Annotated in this window: 16 protein-coding genes; 10 read left to right on the top strand and 6 right to left on the bottom strand. The window is 62.2% G+C overall.

Annotation, left to right across the window (positions count from 1 at the left end; genetic code table 11):
* Positions 1–332 precede the first annotated feature (332 nt).
* Together FQ705_RS34400 and FQ705_RS04995 are read left to right on the top strand one after the other, a co-directional pair.
* A complete protein-coding gene (locus FQ705_RS34400) occupies positions 333–875 on the top strand; it encodes a hypothetical protein (RefSeq protein ID WP_260854394.1) in 543 nt (180 codons plus the stop codon).
* A 20-nt stretch (positions 876–895) separates the two neighbouring features.
* The gene (locus FQ705_RS04995) at positions 896–1474 is read left to right on the top strand and encodes a hypothetical protein (protein WP_144138306.1); all 579 of its coding nucleotides are present in this window, start codon (positions 896–898) and stop codon (positions 1472–1474) included.
* A gap of 157 nt (positions 1475–1631) precedes the next feature.
* Here FQ705_RS04995 and FQ705_RS04990 read toward each other — a convergent pair whose 3' ends face one another.
* Complete coding sequence (locus tag FQ705_RS04990) at positions 1632–2237, bottom strand: TetR/AcrR family transcriptional regulator (RefSeq protein ID WP_144138305.1); 606 nt, start codon at positions 2235–2237, stop codon at positions 1632–1634.
* Positions 2238–2367: 130 nt separating this feature from the next.
* On the opposite strand from FQ705_RS04990, the gene FQ705_RS04985 reads away from it, so the two are divergent.
* The 3 genes from FQ705_RS04985 to FQ705_RS04975 all read left to right on the top strand — a co-directional run bounded on the left by FQ705_RS04985 (position 2368) and on the right by FQ705_RS04975 (position 5500).
* Complete coding sequence (locus tag FQ705_RS04985; RefSeq protein WP_144138304.1) at positions 2368–3291, top strand: NAD-dependent epimerase/dehydratase family protein; 924 nt, start codon at positions 2368–2370, stop codon at positions 3289–3291.
* Positions 3288–3638, top strand: coding sequence for a DoxX family protein (locus tag FQ705_RS04980; protein WP_260854393.1), 351 nt, complete (start codon positions 3288–3290; stop codon positions 3636–3638). Before FQ705_RS04985 ends, FQ705_RS04980 begins: the two co-directional genes overlap by 4 nt.
* A 197-nt stretch (positions 3639–3835) precedes the next feature.
* On the top strand, positions 3836–5500 hold the full coding sequence (locus FQ705_RS04975; protein ID WP_144138303.1) for an ABC-F family ATP-binding cassette domain-containing protein: 1665 nt from the start codon (positions 3836–3838) through the stop codon (positions 5498–5500).
* 262 nt (positions 5501–5762) lie between these two features.
* On the opposite strand, the gene FQ705_RS04970 is transcribed toward FQ705_RS04975, so the two are convergent.
* From FQ705_RS04970 to FQ705_RS04960, 3 genes are all read right to left on the bottom strand, one after another.
* Positions 5763–6602, bottom strand: coding sequence for a hypothetical protein (locus tag FQ705_RS04970; RefSeq protein WP_144138302.1), 840 nt, complete (start codon positions 6600–6602; stop codon positions 5763–5765).
* Between the two features lie 76 nt (positions 6603–6678).
* A complete protein-coding gene (locus tag FQ705_RS04965; RefSeq protein ID WP_144138301.1) occupies positions 6679–7269 on the bottom strand; it encodes a tetratricopeptide repeat protein in 591 nt (196 codons plus the stop codon).
* A 243-nt stretch (positions 7270–7512) separates the two neighbouring features.
* A complete protein-coding gene (locus FQ705_RS04960) occupies positions 7513–8325 on the bottom strand; it encodes a helix-turn-helix domain-containing protein (protein ID WP_260854392.1) in 813 nt (270 codons plus the stop codon).
* A 703-nt stretch (positions 8326–9028) separates the two neighbouring features.
* Between FQ705_RS04960 and FQ705_RS04955 the strand changes: the two genes are divergently transcribed.
* From FQ705_RS04955 to FQ705_RS04945, 3 genes are all read left to right on the top strand, one after another.
* Entirely contained in the window at positions 9029–10429 is a 1401-nt protein-coding gene (locus FQ705_RS04955) for an MFS transporter (RefSeq protein ID WP_260854391.1), read from the top strand.
* A 299-nt stretch (positions 10430–10728) separates the two neighbouring features.
* Complete coding sequence (locus tag FQ705_RS04950; protein WP_144138299.1) at positions 10729–12168, top strand: DEAD/DEAH box helicase; 1440 nt, start codon at positions 10729–10731, stop codon at positions 12166–12168.
* A 345-nt stretch (positions 12169–12513) separates the two neighbouring features.
* Positions 12514–13281: a hypothetical protein gene (locus FQ705_RS04945; protein ID WP_144138298.1), complete on the top strand. Its 768-nt coding sequence runs from the start codon at positions 12514–12516 to the stop codon at positions 13279–13281.
* Positions 13282–13374: 93 nt separating this feature from the next.
* Here FQ705_RS04945 and FQ705_RS04940 read toward each other — a convergent pair whose 3' ends face one another.
* Both FQ705_RS04940 and FQ705_RS04935 read right to left on the bottom strand, forming a co-directional pair.
* Positions 13375–15114 carry a glycerol-3-phosphate dehydrogenase/oxidase gene (locus tag FQ705_RS04940; protein ID WP_144138297.1) on the bottom strand — a complete coding sequence of 580 codons (1740 nt, stop codon included), beginning with the start codon at positions 15112–15114 and terminating at the stop codon, positions 13375–13377.
* A 15-nt stretch (positions 15115–15129) separates the two neighbouring features.
* Positions 15130–16647: an FGGY-family carbohydrate kinase gene (locus FQ705_RS04935; RefSeq protein ID WP_144138296.1), complete on the bottom strand. Its 1518-nt coding sequence runs from the start codon at positions 16645–16647 to the stop codon at positions 15130–15132.
* A 176-nt stretch (positions 16648–16823) separates the two neighbouring features.
* On the opposite strand from FQ705_RS04935, the gene FQ705_RS04930 reads away from it, so the two are divergent.
* Both FQ705_RS04930 and FQ705_RS04925 read left to right on the top strand, forming a co-directional pair.
* Complete coding sequence (locus tag FQ705_RS04930; protein ID WP_144138295.1) at positions 16824–17801, top strand: sugar-binding transcriptional regulator; 978 nt, start codon at positions 16824–16826, stop codon at positions 17799–17801.
* Positions 17801–19405, top strand: a complete 1605-nt coding sequence (locus FQ705_RS04925) for an FGGY-family carbohydrate kinase (protein WP_144138294.1) — start codon at positions 17801–17803, stop codon at positions 19403–19405. The genes FQ705_RS04930 and FQ705_RS04925 overlap by 1 nt, the downstream gene beginning before the upstream one ends.
* The last annotated feature ends 11 nt before the right edge of the window (positions 19406–19416 follow it).

Below are 19416 nucleotides of genomic sequence, written 5' to 3'. Positions count from 1 at the left end.
AGACTCCTGCACGACATTGCAGCCCGAGGAGTCTGACAGTGAAACTTTTCAATCCGATCGCGCGCGCAGTGACTGCGGTCGTGGTAATCGCGGGCGCCGCGGCTTGCGCCGCACAGCCTGCGCCTCCACCGCAAAATGCCGCTCCGATGCCGCCGCCTCCACCGAGCGCCGGCGTGCCTGTACCACCGGCGCCGCCCGGCATGGCGCCGCCACCTCCGCCCAATGGTGCCTTGTCGCCGGCCCCACCGCCGCAGGGCGTTGCGCCTGCGCCCCCGCCGAATGGCGTCGCACCACCTGCGCCACCCGCGCCGGGTGCCGGCGCACCAGCGAATGTGAGCGGCGTCGTGCAGCGCTTTCTGATCAATCCGGAAGGCGATGTCGACGGCATGCTGCTCGCCGGTAACACGCTGGTGCGCTTTCCGCCGCATGTCGGCGCCCAGGTAACAGGTTCGATTTCGGCGGGCGATAAGGTCACCGCGAGCGGCTTCGCGCAACCGGGCGGCGCGCTGCAAGCGAGCCAGATCGTCGATACCAGAAACGGTCGCAGTATTGCCGATCAGCCGCCACCGGACGACGCGCAGCGCTTACCGAGATCGTTGGCAGGCATCGGACTGGTGAAGCTAAACGCGGCAGGACGAGTGCTCCGCGTCACCAGCGCGCCGCGCGGCGAACCCGATGGCGTCCTTCTGAACGACGGCACTGTCATCAAACTCACGCCGCCTGCCGCCATGCAGTTTGCGGATCTGCTGCAACCGGGCGTGACGATCGCCGCGCAAGGCTACGGTACGCGCAATCGGTATGGCGAATCGTTCCAGGCGACTGCCTTCGGCACGCCCGGCAAACTCACCGTTCTCTACGACAAATTGCCTCGATAAACCCGAAAAGGAGTGACAACATGCATTGGATCGATCCCGCTTGCCTACTCGAAACGCGCGGCAAGGTCGTGCTTTTCCTGTTGAATTCGCACGGCGAAGCCGACGGTTTCATTCTCGAACACGCCGACGGCACGCAGCAGCAAGTCCATTTCCCTCCGCATCTGGGCAAGTCGGTGACCCGCAACGTGACGGCAGGCGACACCGTGCGCGTGCGCGGTGTGAAGCCACGCGACGTCACGATGATCGCAGCGGTCGCGCTGACCACGAAGCAAGGTGTCGAGATCGCCGATGAAGGACCGCATCATCATGGACATGACGCGAAGCATGAGCATGGACACCACGGTGGCGCGCCGATGGAGGTGCAAGGCGAAGTGGTGATGGCGCTTTACGGGCCGAAGGGCGAATTGCGCGGCGCACTGCTGGAGGACGGCACGTCGTTGCGTATGCCGCCGCACGCGGCCGCCGAACTGATCGCCTACCTGAGCCCCGGCGCGCATGTGCAGGCGTGGGGACATGGCGTAAAAAACAAGCTCGGCTGCACGGTGGACGTACACGACATCGCCGAACTGGTCGATGCGGAAGAGGGTCTGGAGATATGACCCTGCGCGGTTAGCGCGACAATGACCTGTGTGTCTGCGGTGCCCGGACAGCACCAGAGAATTGAGCTGTAAACCGCTTCAAAAAAAGTCGATAGGCTTGTCTTGCGCCGGACTATATGTCCGGCTCTTTTTATAAGGACCTCCTATGTAGCGCTCCTCAACGAAGCGCCGCCGCCACCGCCTCCTCAATCTGCAACGCAAAGCGCGCTTCGACATCCGGCACCGCATAGCCAATCGACAGTTCCAGATACGCGTCGCCGAGCACCAACTGGACGAATGTCGCCGCTCGCAACGCAGCCGTCGATTGGTCAAATTTCTTTTGCAGAATTTTTGCGGCGAAGGCGCGCACGACCTTTGCCCCATTTTCGTAAAACACCTGACCGAGTTCCGGAAGACGTTCGGCCTCAGCAACGATCGTCCGGTAAAGCCGCAGATAATCCGGCGCGATAAGGATGGGTGCCAACACCCATCCCAGCTCGCGCAACTCGACTTCAGGCAATCCATCCGATTGCTTGTCCTGAGCGCCGGCAAGAAGTCCGCCCACCTGAGCGCACATCGAACTCACCAGACCCACGAAGAGCGCCTCTTTGGACTTGAAGTGACGGTAGACCGTCTGTTTGCCGACACCCGCAGCCGCGGCGACATCGTCCATCGTTGCCAGGCCGAAACCCTGGCTTAGAAAAACGGTTTTCGCGCCGTCGAGGATGGCGGTCCGCTTACGGCGTTGCAGCGGGCTCAGGTCGGGGAGAGAAGTCGTGTTCATTTCAGATAAATAACAGATCACCGAGTAGTTGACAAGACTGGTCAGTCTCGTTTAGATTTGACGAAACGAGACCGACAAGTCTCGTTCGTGTGACTTATCAACTTCGCAGGCCATCATCGAGGAGAGCGCTATGGACCTTTTCATCACAGGCGGTACGGGCTTTATCGGGCAAGCGGTGGCGTGCAAGGCAATCAGCCTCGGCCATCAGGTAACGGCGCTGGTACGCCAGGATAGCTCGGCGGCCGCAGGCGCACTGGCAGGTCTCGGGGTGAAGCTGCATGGCGGTGACTTGCGTGAGCCAGCGTCTTTCGCGGCGGCTGCCGGCGCCGCTGATGGCGTGGTGCACATGGCATCGACCAACGATGCTTCCGCCGCGGCTGTCGACGCGGCCGCCATTGAGGCGATGCTTTCGCATCTGCATCCAGGCGCAGCGTTTGTCTATACGTCGGGCACCTGGGTCTACGGCAATACGGAGGGGGCATCCGCAACTGAAGCATCGGCGCTGAACCCGACACCACTCGTCGCCTGGCGACCCGCCGTGGAGCAACATGTGCAGGCGCTGGCAGCGAGCCGCTCGATTGCCGCCGTGATCCTCAGGCCGGCGATGGTGCACGGCTATGGCGGCGGCGTTTTCGGCATGCTTGCCGGCATGGTTCGTCAGACTGGCAATGTGAGACTCGTCGGCGATGGTCGCAACCACTGGCCTGCCGTGCACGTCGATGATCTGGCTACGGCATATCTAAGCGCGGTTGAGCGGGCGGGAAGCGGGGACGGTCGGGTCACGGGACAGACCTTCAACGTGGTCGCGGAAGACGCCGTTGCCGTTGCGGAAATGGGCGAAGCGATTCGGGCCGCCGTCGACGCCGATCGCGTCGAATTCTGGCCGCTCGACGATGCTCGCAAATCGCTTGGACCGTTCGCCGACGCACTGGCGCTCGACCAGACGGTAAGCGGCCAGCATGCCCGGCGGGCTCTTGCGTGGGAACCTCGGAGCCCCGGCCTGATTGCGGACCTCTCGGTAAAGAACCACTTTCAGCAAGTCCGCGGATCATGACGATGGCGTGGAACAGTGCGTCTTTCGAATCGATTCTCGCGGCGATCGTAGCGGTTCTGTTCGCTATTGCCGGGGTGGTCAACCTCGCAGGACGCGGCGCGGTGAAGAGCGACTTCGCACGCTGGGGTTACCCGCCATGGTTGCGTTTGTTCTGTGGTGCTCTCGAGCTGTTCAGTGCGGCACTTCTTCTTGGACAACAAACCCGAGTTTTCGGTCTGACGCTAGCCGCTACGATCATGATCGCGGTGCTCTTCACGCTGCTACGAAACCGCGAGCCGTTCCGGCATCTCGCGCCGGCGCTAGTCTTTTCCGCGCTGATAGTGGTCACTTTCGCCGCCCGCGGATGAGGCTTGCGCGCCACCAAGGCGAGTGAGTAGGGCCGCTGACAGGCCGCGCGGGCAATCCGTTTCGGGGCGCAGCCGGTGCGCCAGGGCTCGCCGCGCTTTGTGGCCGGTTAGTGCCACAAAGTGTTGGCTGCCCAGAAAAAAGGCAGCCCTGGACGCCCGGTCGGCTATCATGCCACTCCTCTCCGAAGTAGCTCCTTATGATTTCCGTCCGTAATCTCACCCTGCGCCGCGGCGTCAATGTCGTACTCGACGGCGCGTCCGTCACCTTCACCCCTGGCGAAAAAATCGGTCTTGTCGGCCGCAATGGCGCCGGCAAGTCGTCCTTCTTCGGCCTTCTCAACGGCACGCTGCACGAAGATAGCGGCGAATTCTCGATTCCCGCTGCATGGAAGATGGGGCAGGTCGCGCAGGACATGCCGGAGACCGAGCAGGGCGCGACCGACTTCGTCGTCGAGGGTGACACTGTGCTGCTGGCCGCGCTGGCCGAAGTAGCCGCCGCCGAGGCCGACGACGACGGCATGCGTATGGCGCACGCCTACATGAACCTGCACGACGCCGGGGCACACGATGCCCCCGCACGTGCTCAGGCGCTGATCCTGGGACTTGGCTTCAGTGCCGAGCAGCTTAGCCAGCCGGTCAACAGTTTCTCCGGCGGCTGGCGCATGCGATTGCAGTTGGCGCGCGCACTCATGTGCCCGTCCGACCTGCTGCTGCTCGACGAGCCGACGAATCACCTCGACCTCGACGCGCTGGTCTGGCTGGAAGCGTGGCTCAAGCGCTATCAGGGAACCCTGGTGATGATCAGTCACGACCGCGAATTCCTCGACGCGGTGACACAGGTGACGGTGCACGTCGACAACGCCAAGCTCGTGCGTTATGGCGGCAACTACAGCAAGTTCGAAGAGATGCGCGCTGAGCAGCTCGTGTTGCAGCAGGCCGCGATGGCCAAGCAGGTGGACAAGATCGCCCACCTGCAGAAATTCATCGACCGTTTCAAGGCCACGGCCTCGAAGGCGAAACAGGCGCAGAGCCGGGTCAAGGCGCTCGAACGCATGGAGAAGATCGCACCGGTGCTTGCCGATGCGGAGTTCAACTTCGAGTTCAAGGAGCCCCTCAACGTCCCGAACCCGCTGTTGTCGATGCTGGACACGAGCTTCGGCTACCCCGCGCCGGCCGACGCACTGCCGGGCACGCCGCCCACGGTCATCGTGCGGGGCATCAACCGTTCCGTGCTGGCCGGGCAGCGCATCGGCATTCTCGGTGCCAACGGCCAGGGCAAGTCCACGCTGGTGAAGACGGTGGCGCACTCGCTGGCGCCGATTGCAGGCGAAATCAGCGAAGGCAAGGGCCTGAACATCGGCTACTTCGCCCAGCAGGAGCTCGACGTGCTGCGCCCGCTCGACACGCCGATGGAACACATGATCCGCCTTGCCAGGGACACGCCGCCGCAGATGCGCGCCCCCGGCCAGAGCAGCACCGAACAATCGCTTCGCACCTTCCTCGGCACCTTCAACTTCAGTGGCGACATGGTTCATCAGGCGGTCAGCACGATGAGCGGCGGCGAAAAGGCGCGGCTCGTGTTGTGCATGATCGTGTGGCAGCGTCCCAACCTGCTCCTGCTCGACGAACCGACCAACCACCTCGACCTGGCCACACGCGAAGCGCTAGCGATGGCGCTCAACGAATTCGAAGGCACGGTGATGCTGGTCAGTCACGACCGGGCTCTGTTGCGCGCGGTATGCGATGAGTTCTGGCTGGTCACCAAGGGCGGCGTCGAACCCTTCGACGGCGATCTGGACGATTACCAGCAGTTCCTGCGCGACGAAGCCCGTCGCATGCGCGAGCAGGTTGCCGCAGCGTAGAAGGCCATCGCCTGAGATACCCGCGCGCGTGCGCTCCGCGACAATCGTTGCAACGCGGGCGGGTGTATCGATTGAAATCGGCGTTGGGAACCCGGTGGTCGTCACCACGTTGCGTCGTGAGGGTTTGTCGACTTTCTTCTTACGGCTGTTTCGAAACTGGTTCGCCGCCGCCCGGCTTGTCGAACAGCGCGGTCAGCCCGCACGCAGATGCATACATCCGGCCGCTCGAGCGAGCGATGCACGCAGCGCCGCTCACGCTGGATCAATTCACCTGCAACTGGCCGCCGCGTCCCAACCCGCCTTTAACGTCCTGCGCCTTGTAACTGCGTAGCGCGACGACCATCTTGTTGTACGCATCGATAAATGCGGCGACAGTCGCCTTGCCTTCCGGTGTCTTCGAGAAACCGCCGAGACCGCCACCGCCCGTCCCGCCGATACCCGCCAATGCCGCGCCATAATTGGTCGCGGTCGAATTGCCTTCGGCCGCTGAAATCTGCACCGCTGAGCGCACGTCGAATAGCGTCAACGTGACAACCGACGCCTTCGTCTGCATGCCGCCCGCAATCTTGCCGAACGCACTGCTGCCGACGAGGCCGCCCAACACGCCGGTCACGCCGCCAATCGCCGAATCGTTGATGACGATCTGCGGTTCCATGTAGTAGTCCGCCGCGACACGCTGGCCTTTCTGCTGTTTCGAGCCGGCGCGATATTCGCCGGAATTGCGTTGCAGCGACGTGATGCGCGAGAGCCGCGCATCGGTTTTCTGATTGCCGATCGACGTAATGACGAAGCAGTTGGATTGCTGGACGGCGAGACGCAACAGCGGCTCAATCGTCGTGACCTGGGTGGCGCTGCCGAACGGGCCGAACCAGTCGGCGTTGCGCCCGTCATCGACCGCGATCGTGCCCAGCGGCGCCGTGCAACGCTCGAGCGTTTCGTCCGCGCCCGCGCTCACCGCGCCGCCAGCCGCGCCCGACACGCCCGCGCTTTGACCGCCGGTCGACACCATGCCCCCGCAGGCGCTCAGTGTGCCGACCAAGGATCCGACCAAAGCCAGCGCGAACGTGCGCCGAACACCCGTATGGTTTGAATTGAGAGTCATAGTTCTGTGCGTGATGTTTTGACGAAGGGTTGACTGGGCACTGCCAGCGGATCGATTGACATGAAGCGCACGCGCTTCAATACCAGTGCCACGTGCGTTCCTGCCACTGGCCCCGATATGCGTAGCCCGAATTCCAGTAGCTGTAATAAAGCGCGCGCGATTCATTCAGCCAGCGATAGTCGTCTTCATCGGCTCTTTTAGCGGCTCGCGCCTGTTCGAGCAGTTTCGTCGACTCCTGATCGCCACGGCCGGACGCGAGCAACAGCCACTTTTCTGCTTCGCGCGGATCGGGGCCCATCTCCTCAAGGCCGAAAAGATAGAAACTCCCCAGTGCTTTTTGTGCTGGCAGGTCTCCACGTTCAGCAGCTTTGCGCATCCAGACCAGCGCCTGGTAGCTGTCTTGTGGCACACCATCGCCTCGAAAATATCGAAGGCCCAGATCGTAGGCCGCGCGTGGGTTGGTCTCCCCGGCCTGTTTGAGCGCTGCCATGCGCCCGTCCGTGTCCGCTTGTGGCTCTGTATCCGATGCTCTCAGGTTCGTCTGATTCTTCGGTCGGTCGGCACATCCCCGGTCGTCGCAAATCCGCACCATCTGACTCGTCGACGGATTCTGCGCACACGCTGTCAAGGCCAGTACGGCCCATGCCGCGAGTTGGCGGTACGTCATTCTCGATCCCCGATCCCCGTTGCGAATGCGCGCCGACCGTTCAAGCTGTTTTCTGGGTGAGGCGCTTGTCGACGCGTTGCCATGCCCGATCCGCGCAGGCTCGAGCGGCTGCTCATATCGGCCGACGATCGACCCTCGAAGCGTCAATCGGCCGATGAATCAGGCGAAAGGATCGTAGCAAATAGGCGCGACGCGTTTTTGCCCCGGCGTCTCCAAAACTTGACTGTGCGTCTCAATGCACACTCACGGGGTCATCCGATCGAGTACGTCGCGCAATGATCCGGCTTGACCGGCTGTGTGACGCGATGCCGACGCGCGAGAATCGCGCGCTGTAGCGCGCTCACGCGCCTCACTCGGCGAGCAGCCGAATACCTGCCTGAAGCTGCGGCTGAAATGGGATTCGCTCTTGAAGCCGTATTGAAACGCCAGCGTCGACAAGCGCTGTTTGCGCGCACCGCCTGCTTCGAGAACCTCGCGAATTTTCTCGAGACGGCACCGCTGGATGTAGGCGGAAACACCTGTTTCGCGAGAGAACAGACGGTATAGCTGCGCCCGCGAAATGCCAACGTCGCGGCAAATCTGCAATGGCGTCAGGTCCGCCGACTTCAGATGCGCGTCAATGTACGCGCGCACGCGCAGCATCACAGTCCGATCGATTTCGACTTCGGCTTCTGCGAGTGTTTGCACGCTCGGCGCGAGCGCTGCCGACACCATGGCAAGCGTCGCCTGCTCGGCGTGGGGCATGTCGGTGGGCGACAGGTGGGGCAATTGGCGCTGCAGGGCCAGCAGATAATCGCCTAGCAACGTGGCCAACGGACCTTGCAGGATCGCGCCGTGCAGATCGGCGGATCTCACCTGCGGGCTTAGCAGATCACGCGCGATCGTCAGGATCATGGTGTCGCCAGCAACGATCTCCGAATCAAGTTCGCGCGCAAGATCGAGCACGTAGATTTTCGACGCTTCGGCATGAATCGGCGTGCGCGCCGCGTAGCCCGACAATGAATGAGTGATACCGAGGCACAGATAAAAATGATCGAGACCGTCCCGGCGAATCATGGGCGCCGATCGTTTCACGCCGTAGGCGACCGGTTCCCTCTGGCCGGCCCATTTGCCACAGCCCACCAGAAGCGAGCCTACATAACCCGTGGATAGATCGTAATTGAAGCGCGGTGCTAACGACTTTTCGATATCGACATCGAAAATCGCATTGATCTCGTCTCGCCAAACTTCAAATCGCTGTTCAGCTGGATATAAATCAGTGCAAAAGCGATAGAAATATGGATTCAACTGAAATACTCCGTTTGCTGGCCAGATGCACGACACTCGATTTTCATTTGAGGAAATAATTTACTGGGATTCTGCTTTTCTTTAAACTAACCGTTTGTCATATTACTATATTATTTCAATCGGATTTTTGAAAAGAAATTCAGATGCGACGGTAATCACCAAAGCCCCATTTGTAATCGCGATTCAAGCGCGTTGCGGGCCGCTGTGCGCCTATGCGTACTGCACCGGCCTGAAGCGCGATGCAAAATCGACGTGGTGGCAAAGGTCACTACGATTTTGCGTGCATCCCATCTAATTTGCTTATCGGCAGTCATGCGGCGAAAGCTTGCGGACACCGCTCCCCACACCTGGAAAAAATCGGTTGGACGCTTTGCGGTCGGGCCTCCACGCGCGCTCGTGGTCTTCCTGAACTGTTGGCGGAATGGGGGAAAGCCGGACACCGAGCGGATAGCTTGTGGTTAACCCGATATTCTTGGCCGAATCCCTCTTCGCTAACGTGCGAACCAGGGCTTGGTTCGAAATCGGCCACAGCATCGAGAGCGGTCTCACTGTATCGGAGAGGAGAAAAATGCGTCTAGGTTGGTACTCTGATCTCACGCCTGTTGAGCGGCGTACATATTGGGCGTGTTTCGCCGGGCTTGGCCTTGATTCGATGGACGCGACTATCTTCTCGCTGGTGATCCCGGCCCTGATTGCAACACTCGGGTTGACTCACCCGCAGGTGGGTTATCTGGCCACCGCAGCGCTCCTGGGGGTTGCCATCGGCGGCTGGGGCGCGGGCATTCTTGCTGACAGAATCGGGCGCGTCCGGGTGTTGCAGTTCACCATCTTGTGGGTCGGTATCTTCACCGTTGCAGCGGCGTTTGCTAATTCGTTTCCGATGCTGTTCGGCATCCGTGTCATGCAGGGTCTGGGTTATGGAGGCGAAGCGGCCGTGGGTGGCGTGCTAATCAGCGAAGTCATCCGGCCGGCGTTGCGTGGCCGTGTCGCTGCTTCTGTTCAAAGCGGCTATGCCCTTGGCTATGCCATGTCGGTTGCGCTATTGCCGGTCATAGCCTCGCTGTTCCCCGAGCAGATTGGCTGGCGTGTGTTCTTCGCTATCGGTATCTTGCCGGCCGGGTTGATTTTATTTATCCGTCGACTGGTGCCCGAGTCGGGCGCGTACGCCGACGCGAAGGCGGCGCTTGAGCGCGGGGTACTGCCGACGCCGTTCTGGGAAATATTTGCCCGGGCTCACTTGCGCCGCACGATGGCCGCAGTGGTCATGGCGACAGGAATCTACGGGGGCGCGTATGTGATGATCACCTGGTTGCCGACCTATCTGCGCATCGCTTTACATCTTTCGGTCGGGACGAGTGCCGGCTATCTTGCCTTGAATATCCTGGGTTCCCTTGTCGGGCCGTTTTTCTACGGATGGATGTCAGACCGTGTGGGCCGGCGACCGGCGTTCATGACTTTCCTGGTGCTGCAAGCGGCCAATGTCGCGCTCTATCTGCTCGCACCGATAGGTGCCACCCTTACCATCGTGCTCAGTTTCTTTCTGGGCGCTTTTCAGGCCGCTTTGGCGTCGGGCATGCTGCCAACCTTCGCCGAATTATTCCCGACCCACATTCGGGCCAGTGGCCAGGGTTTTTGCCTCGGCGGTGGCCGCGGCTTCGGCTCGATCGTTCCTGCGACGGTGGGGCTCCTTGCTGCTTCCTTGTCACTCGGCACGGCGATGGGTGCATGCGCTCTTTGCGCCTATGCCATTGCGTTCTGTGCTGCCGTCTTCTTGCCGGAGACTAGTGGGACCGATTTGCTCAAGACATCGCCCGATTCCGAACAACAGGGCGATGCCCAACGTCCGTGTGTAGGGAATGCAGTGCGTACCTGATAGTGGACATGTTGTGTGGAAAGAAGGCCACCGACGCATCAGCGGCCGGCCCGTCGAACGCTACGGGTTGGCTGCGTTTTTGGCGCTAGCTTCTTCTGACATGGGTCGTCTTCGGCCGATCAATCGCTGGCTGAAATCAAGCGCGTTTGCATAGCGTATCAGGCAGTGCGCGGCCGGATACGAACGTTGCGAAACGCTGCCTGGATCACCCTATCGAGGCAGAAATTTTCGACCATCGATCTGCGCGGCGCAATCAGGCGGTAACCGCTAGAATTGCGGCTTTAGCCCGGAATACGCCAATGTCTTTTGCCTCGCTGGGCCTGATCGATCCCTTGCTGCGCAATCTGCAGGACCTCAATTACCAGACACCGACGCCAGTGCAGGCCAAGGCGATTCCTGCTGTGCTCAGCGGCAAGGACGTGATGGCTGCGGCACAGACCGGCACCGGTAAAACGGCGGGTTTTGCGCTGCCGCTGCTGCAACGGCTAGTGCAACACGGTCCGGCGGTGTCGAGCAACCGCACGCGTGTTCTGGTGCTGGTGCCTACGCGTGAACTGGCCGAACAAGTCCTGCAAAGCTTTGTCGATTACGGCAAAGGCCTCGACTTGCGCTTTCTGGCCGCCTACGGCGGCGTGAGTATCAATCCGCAGATGATGAAGTTGCGCAAAGGCGTGGATGTGCTCGTTGCCACGCCGGGCCGTTTGCTGGATCTCCATCGCCAGAACGCAGTGCAGTTCGATCAGGTACAAACGCTGGTGCTGGATGAAGCCGACCGCATGCTGGATCTTGGCTTTGAGCGCGAACTGAACGCCGTCTTTGCTGCCTTGCCCGCTCAGCGCCAGACCCTGCTGTTCTCTGCCACGTTCACCGATGATATCCGCGTGATGGCGGCGGGCATTTTGCACAGCCCGGTCAATATCAGCGTCAGCCCGCCCAATGCCACGGCCAGCAAGATCAAGCAGTGGGTGATACCGGTGGATAAAAAGAACAAGCCCGACCTCTTCATGCACCTTGTGGCTGAGAACCACTGGGAGCATGCGCTGGTGTTCGTCAAGACCCGTAACGGCGTGGATTACCTCGCGGCCGTGCTGGATGAAGCGGGCTATTCGGTCGACACCATCCACGGCGACAAACCGCAACCCGCCCGCCTGCGTGCGCTGGAGCGCTTCAAGACGGGCGAAGTCCGCATGCTGGTAGCCACCGATGTGGCGGCGCGCGGGCTCGATATCGACGACCTGCCGCTGGTGATCAACGTCGATCTGCCGATCGTCGCGCAAGACTATGTGCACCGTATTGGCCGTACCGGCCGCGCGGGCGCCAGCGGCGTGGCAGTGTCCCTCGTGTGTGCCGATGAAGCGCCGCAACTGGCCGCGATCGAAGCGCTGATCCGGCAAACGCTGCCTCGTGAAGAAGAGCCGGGTTTCGAAGCCGAACACCGCGTGCCGCAAACTAGCGCGACGGGCGAGATCATCAAGAAACCCAAAAAGCCCAAGAAGCCCAAAGTGCCGCAAGCTGCGCCGGGTGGCACGCACGTGCCCGGCAAAAAACCTCGCCCGCAGACTGGCGAAAACAAACGCAAGCCTGCGGCGCAGCGCAGTGCGGCCGAGGCGAGAGGCACAAGCTTGTCCAGCGGTAGCCCATTCAGCGCGCAAAAGCCACGCAGCAAACCCGCCAGCAAATCAGTTGCAGGTTCACCGAAGCCGGCCGGCAAACCCGCTGGCGGCCGCGGTAAGCGCTAACCCTGATCCGTGGATGAGCAACGCCAGCCTTGAAACAGGCTGGCGGTTCGCGGCCCGCTGGCAGACAGCGGCGTGGGTTCGACGTACATCAGATCGGCGGTAACGGCGCACTGAATCCAGGCCCCATAACCACTCCGCGTGCGCTCTTAACTACGAAATCACGTTGCCATCCGCCCGTGAAGAGGGCCGCGTCTGCAAAGCCACGCTGTGTCACATCCGGCCTGAGCGATCCCTGTTTGAGTGCCTAAAGTTTTCTAGAAATGGTCCGTTATCTGATTGTCGGCTCGCCGTAAAAAAAAGGCGGCCTGTACTCACTCAGAAGTTCAGGATAACAAAAACGCACTCATGAAACTGCTCCCGAAGCTCATGCTGTTGACCCTGCCCGTACTTGCCGCTTGCGGCGGTGGTGGCGACGGCAAGTCCTGCACGACCGACCTCAACAATCTGTCCAAGTCGTGTGTCCCCAACACCTCGTACGCACTGCCGGAAGGGATTTGGTACGGTTCGGCAAATTCGGGGCAGTCTTTCGCGGCGCAAACGATCGTCCTCGAATCGGGACAGTATTACAGCGTCTACACGCAGGGCGGATCGTTCATCTGGATGATCGAGGGCTTCATGTCGTCGGCAAACGGTGCGTTTACCGATTCTGCATCGGTCGGCTTCGGTCTTTCGGGCGCGATTCGCGCCGGGACGCTGACGGGCAACTTCACCAGCAAGAGTGCGTTCACCGCGACGACGAGCCTCTACGTCCTTCCCGATACGACAGCAACGGGCTTCAACGGCAACTACAACTCAACGTATGACACGTCGATTGCTCTCGGCGACGTAGCGCGAACGTGGAGCAGCGCTTCGGGCGTCGCGCCGAGCTCGACGATCACGTTTGCTGCGGACGGCACGGCGACGGGCACACAAGGCGCCTGCACGTTCACCGGCAGCTTCAAGCCGCGCTCGACCGGCAAGCATCTGCTCGACGGTACGCTGAACTTCACGGGCACCTCGTGCTCTCTCAACAACGTGTCGGTGCCTGTCGAAGCGACGGTCGTCAACAGCCAGCTCACCATCGTCGGCGTGACGCCGCAACGCGACCAGGCATTCTATTTGTCGGGTCAGTAAAGCGACCGGACATTGGCACGCGAGGCGTGCGGGGAAAATCGGAGCGCCTCGCCCGGCTGAAGGCCTGACCCATCGGGGTCGTCAGAAAGCCCGTCAGCCAACCGTCTGGCGGGATGCCTCGACATCGGTAAACACGACACCGTGGCGTTCGCGAGCGGCGTCGCGCGTCGCATCGATCTCCTGCCGCGTCCGGTTTGCGTCCCACCGCAGCGTCTGCGCTGCTATTTGAGCGACTTCCAGCAGCAGGGCATTCGTCAAATGCCCGGAGATTGCCAGGGTCGTGCGCCGGAACAGCAGATCCGCGAGGCGGGTCACCATGTCGTTCGCGCACAGATAACGAATCTCACCCGTCGTATAGCTCGCTTCGTTGGCGAGCGGCAGGTCAGGGTGCGCGTCGTGCGCATGCGCACAGAACGCCCCGATCTCGAACCCCGTCGTCCCGTAGCGTGAAAGCAGAGTCTCGGCTCGCGCAGCCGAAACATTGAAACGCCTGACGACATCGTCGATCCACTGGGCGCGCGCCTTTGCATCGCCTGGAAATTCGCGACCACCTCCAATCGCTACGTGGCGTGTGTCGATCGTGCGCGAACGTCCAAGGCGGGCGAGCGTATCGTCGGCGGCAGATTCGGCGAAGCCGCGAAATGTCGTCCACTTGCCGCCCACCAGCGAGAGCACGGGAGTGAGCGTGCCCGGCAGACTGTCGACGTGCATCACGTGATCGCGGCTGACATCGCCCGGACTGGCGGCGTCGGAATGAGGAAGCGGGCGCACGCCGCTGTATCGGAAGGCGATATCCGAGTCTTTCAGTACCACACGAGGGAACACCTCGCGCAATACGCCGAGCATGTAGGCAACTTCATCGTCTTCGCATCGCACCCGGTCGGGGTCGCTGACGCGGATATCGGTCGATCCGATCAGCAGTTTGCCCATGAAGGGATAAACGAGCGAGATGCGCCCGTCCTTCGAGCCGTAGTACACCATGCGGTTTTGCAATTGCGCGTGGAGTTCGGGATGCTCGACGATCAGATGGGATCCCTTGGCACCGCCGATATATGTCCGGTCGATGCCGAGCGACGCATTCACGCTGTCGATCCACGCGCCACCCGCGTTGACCACGACACCAGGCTCCACGGCGTAGAGCGACTCCGTCACGAGGTCGCGCAGCCAGACGACGTTGCCTTCCGCATGATCGATGCTCACGTAATTGGCCGCTGCGGATTGTTCACACGCTGCAAGCCCGTCGGTGACGAGTTCGAAATCCAGACGTTCGGCGTGCGTCACCTTGGCGTCGTAATACGTGGCCGTCGCTTTGATGGCGGGATCGAGCAGCGGCATCGACGCAAGGGAGCGCCTTCTGAGTGCGAAACGATGCTTCGGCATGGTGCGGTCGTGCCGCCCGAGAAAATCGTATAACGCGAGCCCGATCTTCGAGATGATCGCACCACGATCGGCAAGCTTTGTCTTCATGCCGAAGAATCGACACGTGGACGCGATCAATCCGCCGAAGTACGAATAAATCGGCAAGACGGTTTCGAGCGGCAACACGAAATGCGGAGCGTTTTTGAGTAACAGGTTTCGCTCGAGAGTGGACTCGGCGACCAATCGGAATTCGCCGGTCTCGAGATACTTCACGCCGCCGTGAATGAGCCGCGACGGCGCGCAACTTGCGCCGGAGGCGAAGTCGGTCTTGTCGATCAGCAGACAGTCCACGCCTTGCAACGACAGGTCGCGAAACAGGCCCGCTCCATTGATGCCGCCGCCAACGATCAACACGCTGACTTTGGGGTGCTGCCGCAGCCGGTCCAGAAAGAAATCGCGGCGTCGTTCGGTCATCGATTTTCTCCGGTTTCAGTGCGCGGTGGTCGAGCGGTCGAGCGCCGGCCACAGGGGTTCAATGGCGGCGGCGAGTTGCGTCCAGAGCCGATACGCCTTGTCGAGCCGGGCGTGCTGCTGTGCGCCCGGCGTGTGCGTGCGCTGCACCCGGCAGGCACGCGCGGTGGCGTCGGCGAGCGACGAGAAGACACCTGCGCTGACGCCGGCGCAGAGCGCTGCCCCGAGCGCGCTGGCTTCCTGATTCTCGGGAATATCGATCTCGAGGCCGAGCACATCGGCAAACAATTGCGCGAGCAACGGGCTCGACGACCCTCCGCCTGTCAGTCCCGCCTTTTGCGCGGGAAAGGTCTTCGTCAATGCTTCGATATGCCAACGATGATTGAACACCATGCCTTCGAGCACGGCGCGCGCGAGGTGGCCACGACGATGCCATGAGCGCATGCCGAAGAACGAGGCGCTGGCCGGTTGCTCGAACGGCGAGCCGAACAGGAACGGGTGAAACATCACGGAACTGGGCTCATCAAAAGCCGCTTGCACTTCGTCGCCGATCAGATCGAACAGCGACCTGCCGCTTCGGGCGGCTTCCTGTGCTTCGTGATGAAAGAGCTCGCGCAATGCCCAGTCCACGTTGCTGGACGATGCCGGTGATATCGACATGTTCATCCACTGGCCGGGGCGCGTGCCGTTGCGGCACGACCATCGCGGATCGAGCCGTGGACGATCGGAAAGTATCTCGTTGATGCTGAACGTGCCCGCCGTGACCGACAGCACACCCGGCTCGGTATGGCTCATGCCGACCGCGCTCGACGTGACGTCGTGCATGCCGCAGGCGACGGGCGTGCCTTCCTTCAGACCGGTCAGCGCAGCGGCGAGGGCGGTGACGCGACCCGCCTGCGCAGCAGACGGAACGATGTCCGGCAACGCGCGCCGGATCGGCGTGAGGCCGTAAAGCGCCATGACATCGTCGCTGTAGGCCTGCGTATTGACGTCGGTGAAAGACGAACTCGCTTCGGTCGGATCGGTGGCAAACACGCCGGTCAGGCATGAGCGCAGCCAGTCCTTGCAGAAAAGCACGTGACCGATTCTCGCGAACCGCTCCGGTTCGTTGAGTTCGATCCATTTCAGCAGGCTGACGGCGGCGTAGGCATAAGGTCGTTGCCCCGTCAGTTCCAAAGCCTTGTCCAGCACGCCTTCCTCACGCCATCGCTCGTGCACGTCGAACGCGCGGCTGTCGAGGGACAGGATGCCTGGCCCGAGCGGCGCACCGGCGCGGTCGACGAGATAGAGCCCGTCACCGTGTCCGGTCACGCCGACGGCTTCGATCGAGCCGTCGGGAACCTGGCCGACGGCGTCGCGGATGGCGGCGCACGCCGCGTCCCAGGTCGCCTGCATGTCGCGCTCGACATGGCGCGCGCGCGGCTGCAACTGCTCGACGCGTCGGCTTCCGACCGCCACGGTGCGTCCGGACGTGTCGAAAACGACGGCCTTCGTGGCCGTCGAGCCGCTGTCGATACCCAGCAGATACGTCTCCATCGTGTCTCCATTTTTTATTGCGCTGCAGCAGGGCCGGTCCGGTCTCTCTCGCCGCAGTGCTTAGCCCAGGGTTATAGCGGATGGTAATCGACGATCGGGATGCCTATCGTGGTTGAACTGAAAAAAATTTCAGCACGTTAAAAAAATATCACTTTTAACGTGTTCACGGAGACGACATGACGAAATCCGCCGACAGGCGCGATGCCGAGGACAGCCTTGCGATCCGCGCGGCGTGGCTGCATTACGTGGCCGGGCAGACGCAGGCCGACGTTGCCTCTCGTCTCGGGGTGACCAGCCTGAAGGCGCATCGGCTGATCATGCGCGCCAACCAGAGCGGCGCGGTGAAGTTCACCATCGACGGCGATGTGGCCGAGTGCGCCGTACTCGAAGCCCGCCTGGCGCAACGCTATGGTTTGAGCTATTGCGAAGTCGTTCCCGAACTCAACGAGGGCGAATTGCCGTTGCGTGCCTTGGGTTTCGCGGGTTCGCAGTTTCTGCAGCGAGAAATTCTGACGCTGCAGGACGGTGTGATCGGCATCGGGCATGGCCGCACACTGGCCGCCGCCGTCGCAAACATTCCGCGCATGGACGCCGGCACGGTGCGATTCGTTTCACTGCTCGGCGGCGTGACGCGCAAGTACACGGCCAATCCTTACGACGTGATTCATCGCCTCGCCGAACAGACCGGCGCGGTGTCCTACGTAATGCCGCTGCCGTTTTTCGCCAATACCGCCGAGGATCGCGAAGTTCTGCTGTCGCAGCGCGGCGCGCGGGAAGTGTTCGAGCTGGCGGCGCACGCAGATCTGATGGTCGTCGGGATCGGGTCGGTCAATGCCGACGCGCAGCTGGTCGCCTCGCAGATGATCGAGCCGGCGGAGATCCAGGAAGTGCACGACATGGGCGGCCAGGGCGAAGTGCTGGGGCATTTCTTCAGCGCCGATGGTGAGTCCGTCGAAACGTCGCTGGCGGCGCGCACCGTGGCACCCAACCTCGAAGATCTCAAAGGTCGTCGCATCGTTGCCATTGCGGGCGGCGCGTCGAAGATCGCGGCGATCCGCGCCGTGCTGAAGAGCGGCCTCCTGAGCGGCCTCATCACCGACGAAGCGTCGGCGCTGGCGCTGAACGACGAAGCCTCCGCTTCGGAGGCCGAGTGATGGCTGGCGAAACACGCGACCTGCTGATCGGCGTCGACGCCGGCACATCGGTCATCAAGGCCGTGGCTTTCGATTTGTCGGGACGGCAGATCGCCGTCGCCTCGGTGCCGAACCGCTACTTCACGAATGCCGACGGCGCGGCGACCCAGTCGCTCGATCAAACCTGGCTGGACTGCGCACAGACCTTGCGCGATCTCGGCGCGAAGGTCGAAGGGCTCGCGCAGCGCACGCGCGCACTGGCCGTCACGGGCCAAGGCGACGGCACGTGGCTGGTCGGTGCGGGCAACCGGCCCGCAAGCGACGCGTGGCTATGGCTCGACGCCCGCGCTGCGAGCACGGTGCGGCGATTGCAGGAAGGCCCGGCGAGCTGGGCACGCTTCGAAGCCACCGGCACCGGGCTTGCCGCGTGCAGCCAGGCGGCGCAGATCGCTCATATGGCAGCGACGACGCCGGACGTGCTGGAACGCGCCGAAGTCGCGATGCATTGCAAGGATTGGCTGTATCTGAACCTCACCGGCGTGCGCGCGACCGATCCCTCGGAAGCGAGCTTCACCTTCGGCAACTTCCGCACGCGCCGCTATGACGACACGGTGATCGAAGCGCTCGGTCTGAGCGGCTGGCGCGGCTTGTTGCCCGAGATCGTCGACGGCACCCAGACGACGCATCCGCTATCCGCTGAAGCGGCAGCGGCGACGGGTTTGCTGCACGGCACCCCCGTATGTCTCGGCTTTGTCGATATCGTGCTGACCGCGTTAGGCGCGGGCATTCACACCGAAGGCGCGGCGGGCGCCAGTTGCTCCATCGTCGGTTCGACGGGCATGCACATGCGCGCGACCCGCAACGAAGACGTGCATCTGAACGCGGAAGGCACGGGTTATGTGATCGCGTTGCCGCTGCCGGGCATGTCGGCGCAGGTGCAATCGAACATGGCCGCCACGCTGAACGTCGATTGGGTCCTGAATCTCGCCAGCGATCTGCTCAAGCAGTTCGGCACGAGCCTTTCGCACGCCGACAGGATGAAATGCATCGACGGATGGCTGCAATCCGGGCGTCCGGGTGCGCTGCTCTATCACCCCTATATCTCCGATGCGGGCGAACGCGGGCCGTTCGTCGACCCCAATGCGCGTGCCGATTTCATCGGTCTGACGAGCGAAAGCCGCTACCCGGATCTGTTCCGGGCAGTGGTCGAAGGACTCGGCATGGCCGCGCGCGACTGCTACACGTCGATGGGCTTGCCGATGCCGGACGAGTTGCGTCTGACGGGCGGCGCGACGCGTTCGCGTTCATTGCGCGGCGTGCTCGGTGCGGTAGTCGGCGCACCCACGCGCATTTCCGCGCGCGAGGAAGCGGGCGCGGCCGGCGCGGCGATGATGGCGGCGGTCGCGCTCGGTATCTATCCCGACATGGAGACGTGCATCGCCGAATGGGTGACGCCGCTTCTGGGCCAGGCCGAAACGCCCGATTCCGAACTGGTCCAACTCTACGCAAGGCTTTTCCCCGCCTATCGGCAGGCGCGTCAGGCGCTCGGACCGACATGGGACGAAACGGCGCGGTTGCTGAAGTCACGGCATCGGCCGGAAGCAGTTTCCGCAACTCTTGATTAACGTCGCTAACG

The sequence above is a fragment of the Paraburkholderia sp. BCC1884 genome (assembly GCF_900996225.1).
Taxonomy (GTDB): Bacteria; Pseudomonadota; Gammaproteobacteria; order Burkholderiales; family Burkholderiaceae; genus Paraburkholderia.
Note: the sequence above shows the minus strand (reverse complement) of the source record. Positions and strands in the feature narration are given on the sequence as shown.

Bases quoted from the DNA above. Each gene is read 5' to 3' on its own strand.
- FQ705_RS04995 (WP_144138306.1), top strand. From the start codon at position 896: ATGCATTGGATCGATCCCGCTTGCCTACTCGAAACGCGCGGCAAGGTC.
- FQ705_RS04990 (WP_144138305.1), bottom strand. From the start codon at position 2,237: ATGAACACGACTTCTCTCCCCGACCTGAGCCCGCTGCAACGCCGTAAG.
- FQ705_RS04985 (WP_144138304.1), top strand. From the start codon at position 2,368: ATGGACCTTTTCATCACAGGCGGTACGGGCTTTATCGGGCAAGCGGTG.
- FQ705_RS04980 (WP_260854393.1), top strand. From the start codon at position 3,288: ATGACGATGGCGTGGAACAGTGCGTCTTTCGAATCGATTCTCGCGGCG.
- FQ705_RS04975 (WP_144138303.1), top strand. From the start codon at position 3,836: ATGATTTCCGTCCGTAATCTCACCCTGCGCCGCGGCGTCAATGTCGTA.
- FQ705_RS04970 (WP_144138302.1), bottom strand. From the start codon at position 6,602: ATGACTCTCAATTCAAACCATACGGGTGTTCGGCGCACGTTCGCGCTG.
- FQ705_RS04965 (WP_144138301.1), bottom strand. From the start codon at position 7,269: ATGACGTACCGCCAACTCGCGGCATGGGCCGTACTGGCCTTGACAGCG.
- FQ705_RS04960 (WP_260854392.1), bottom strand. From the start codon at position 8,325: ATGATTCGCCGGGACGGTCTCGATCATTTTTATCTGTGCCTCGGTATC.
- FQ705_RS04950 (WP_144138299.1), top strand. From the start codon at position 10,729: ATGTCTTTTGCCTCGCTGGGCCTGATCGATCCCTTGCTGCGCAATCTG.
- FQ705_RS04945 (WP_144138298.1), top strand. From the start codon at position 12,514: ATGAAACTGCTCCCGAAGCTCATGCTGTTGACCCTGCCCGTACTTGCC.
- FQ705_RS04940 (WP_144138297.1), bottom strand. From the start codon at position 15,114: ATGACCGAACGACGCCGCGATTTCTTTCTGGACCGGCTGCGGCAGCAC.
- FQ705_RS04935 (WP_144138296.1), bottom strand. From the start codon at position 16,647: ATGGAGACGTATCTGCTGGGTATCGACAGCGGCTCGACGGCCACGAAG.
- FQ705_RS04930 (WP_144138295.1), top strand. From the start codon at position 16,824: ATGACGAAATCCGCCGACAGGCGCGATGCCGAGGACAGCCTTGCGATC.
- FQ705_RS04925 (WP_144138294.1), top strand. From the start codon at position 17,801: ATGGCTGGCGAAACACGCGACCTGCTGATCGGCGTCGACGCCGGCACA.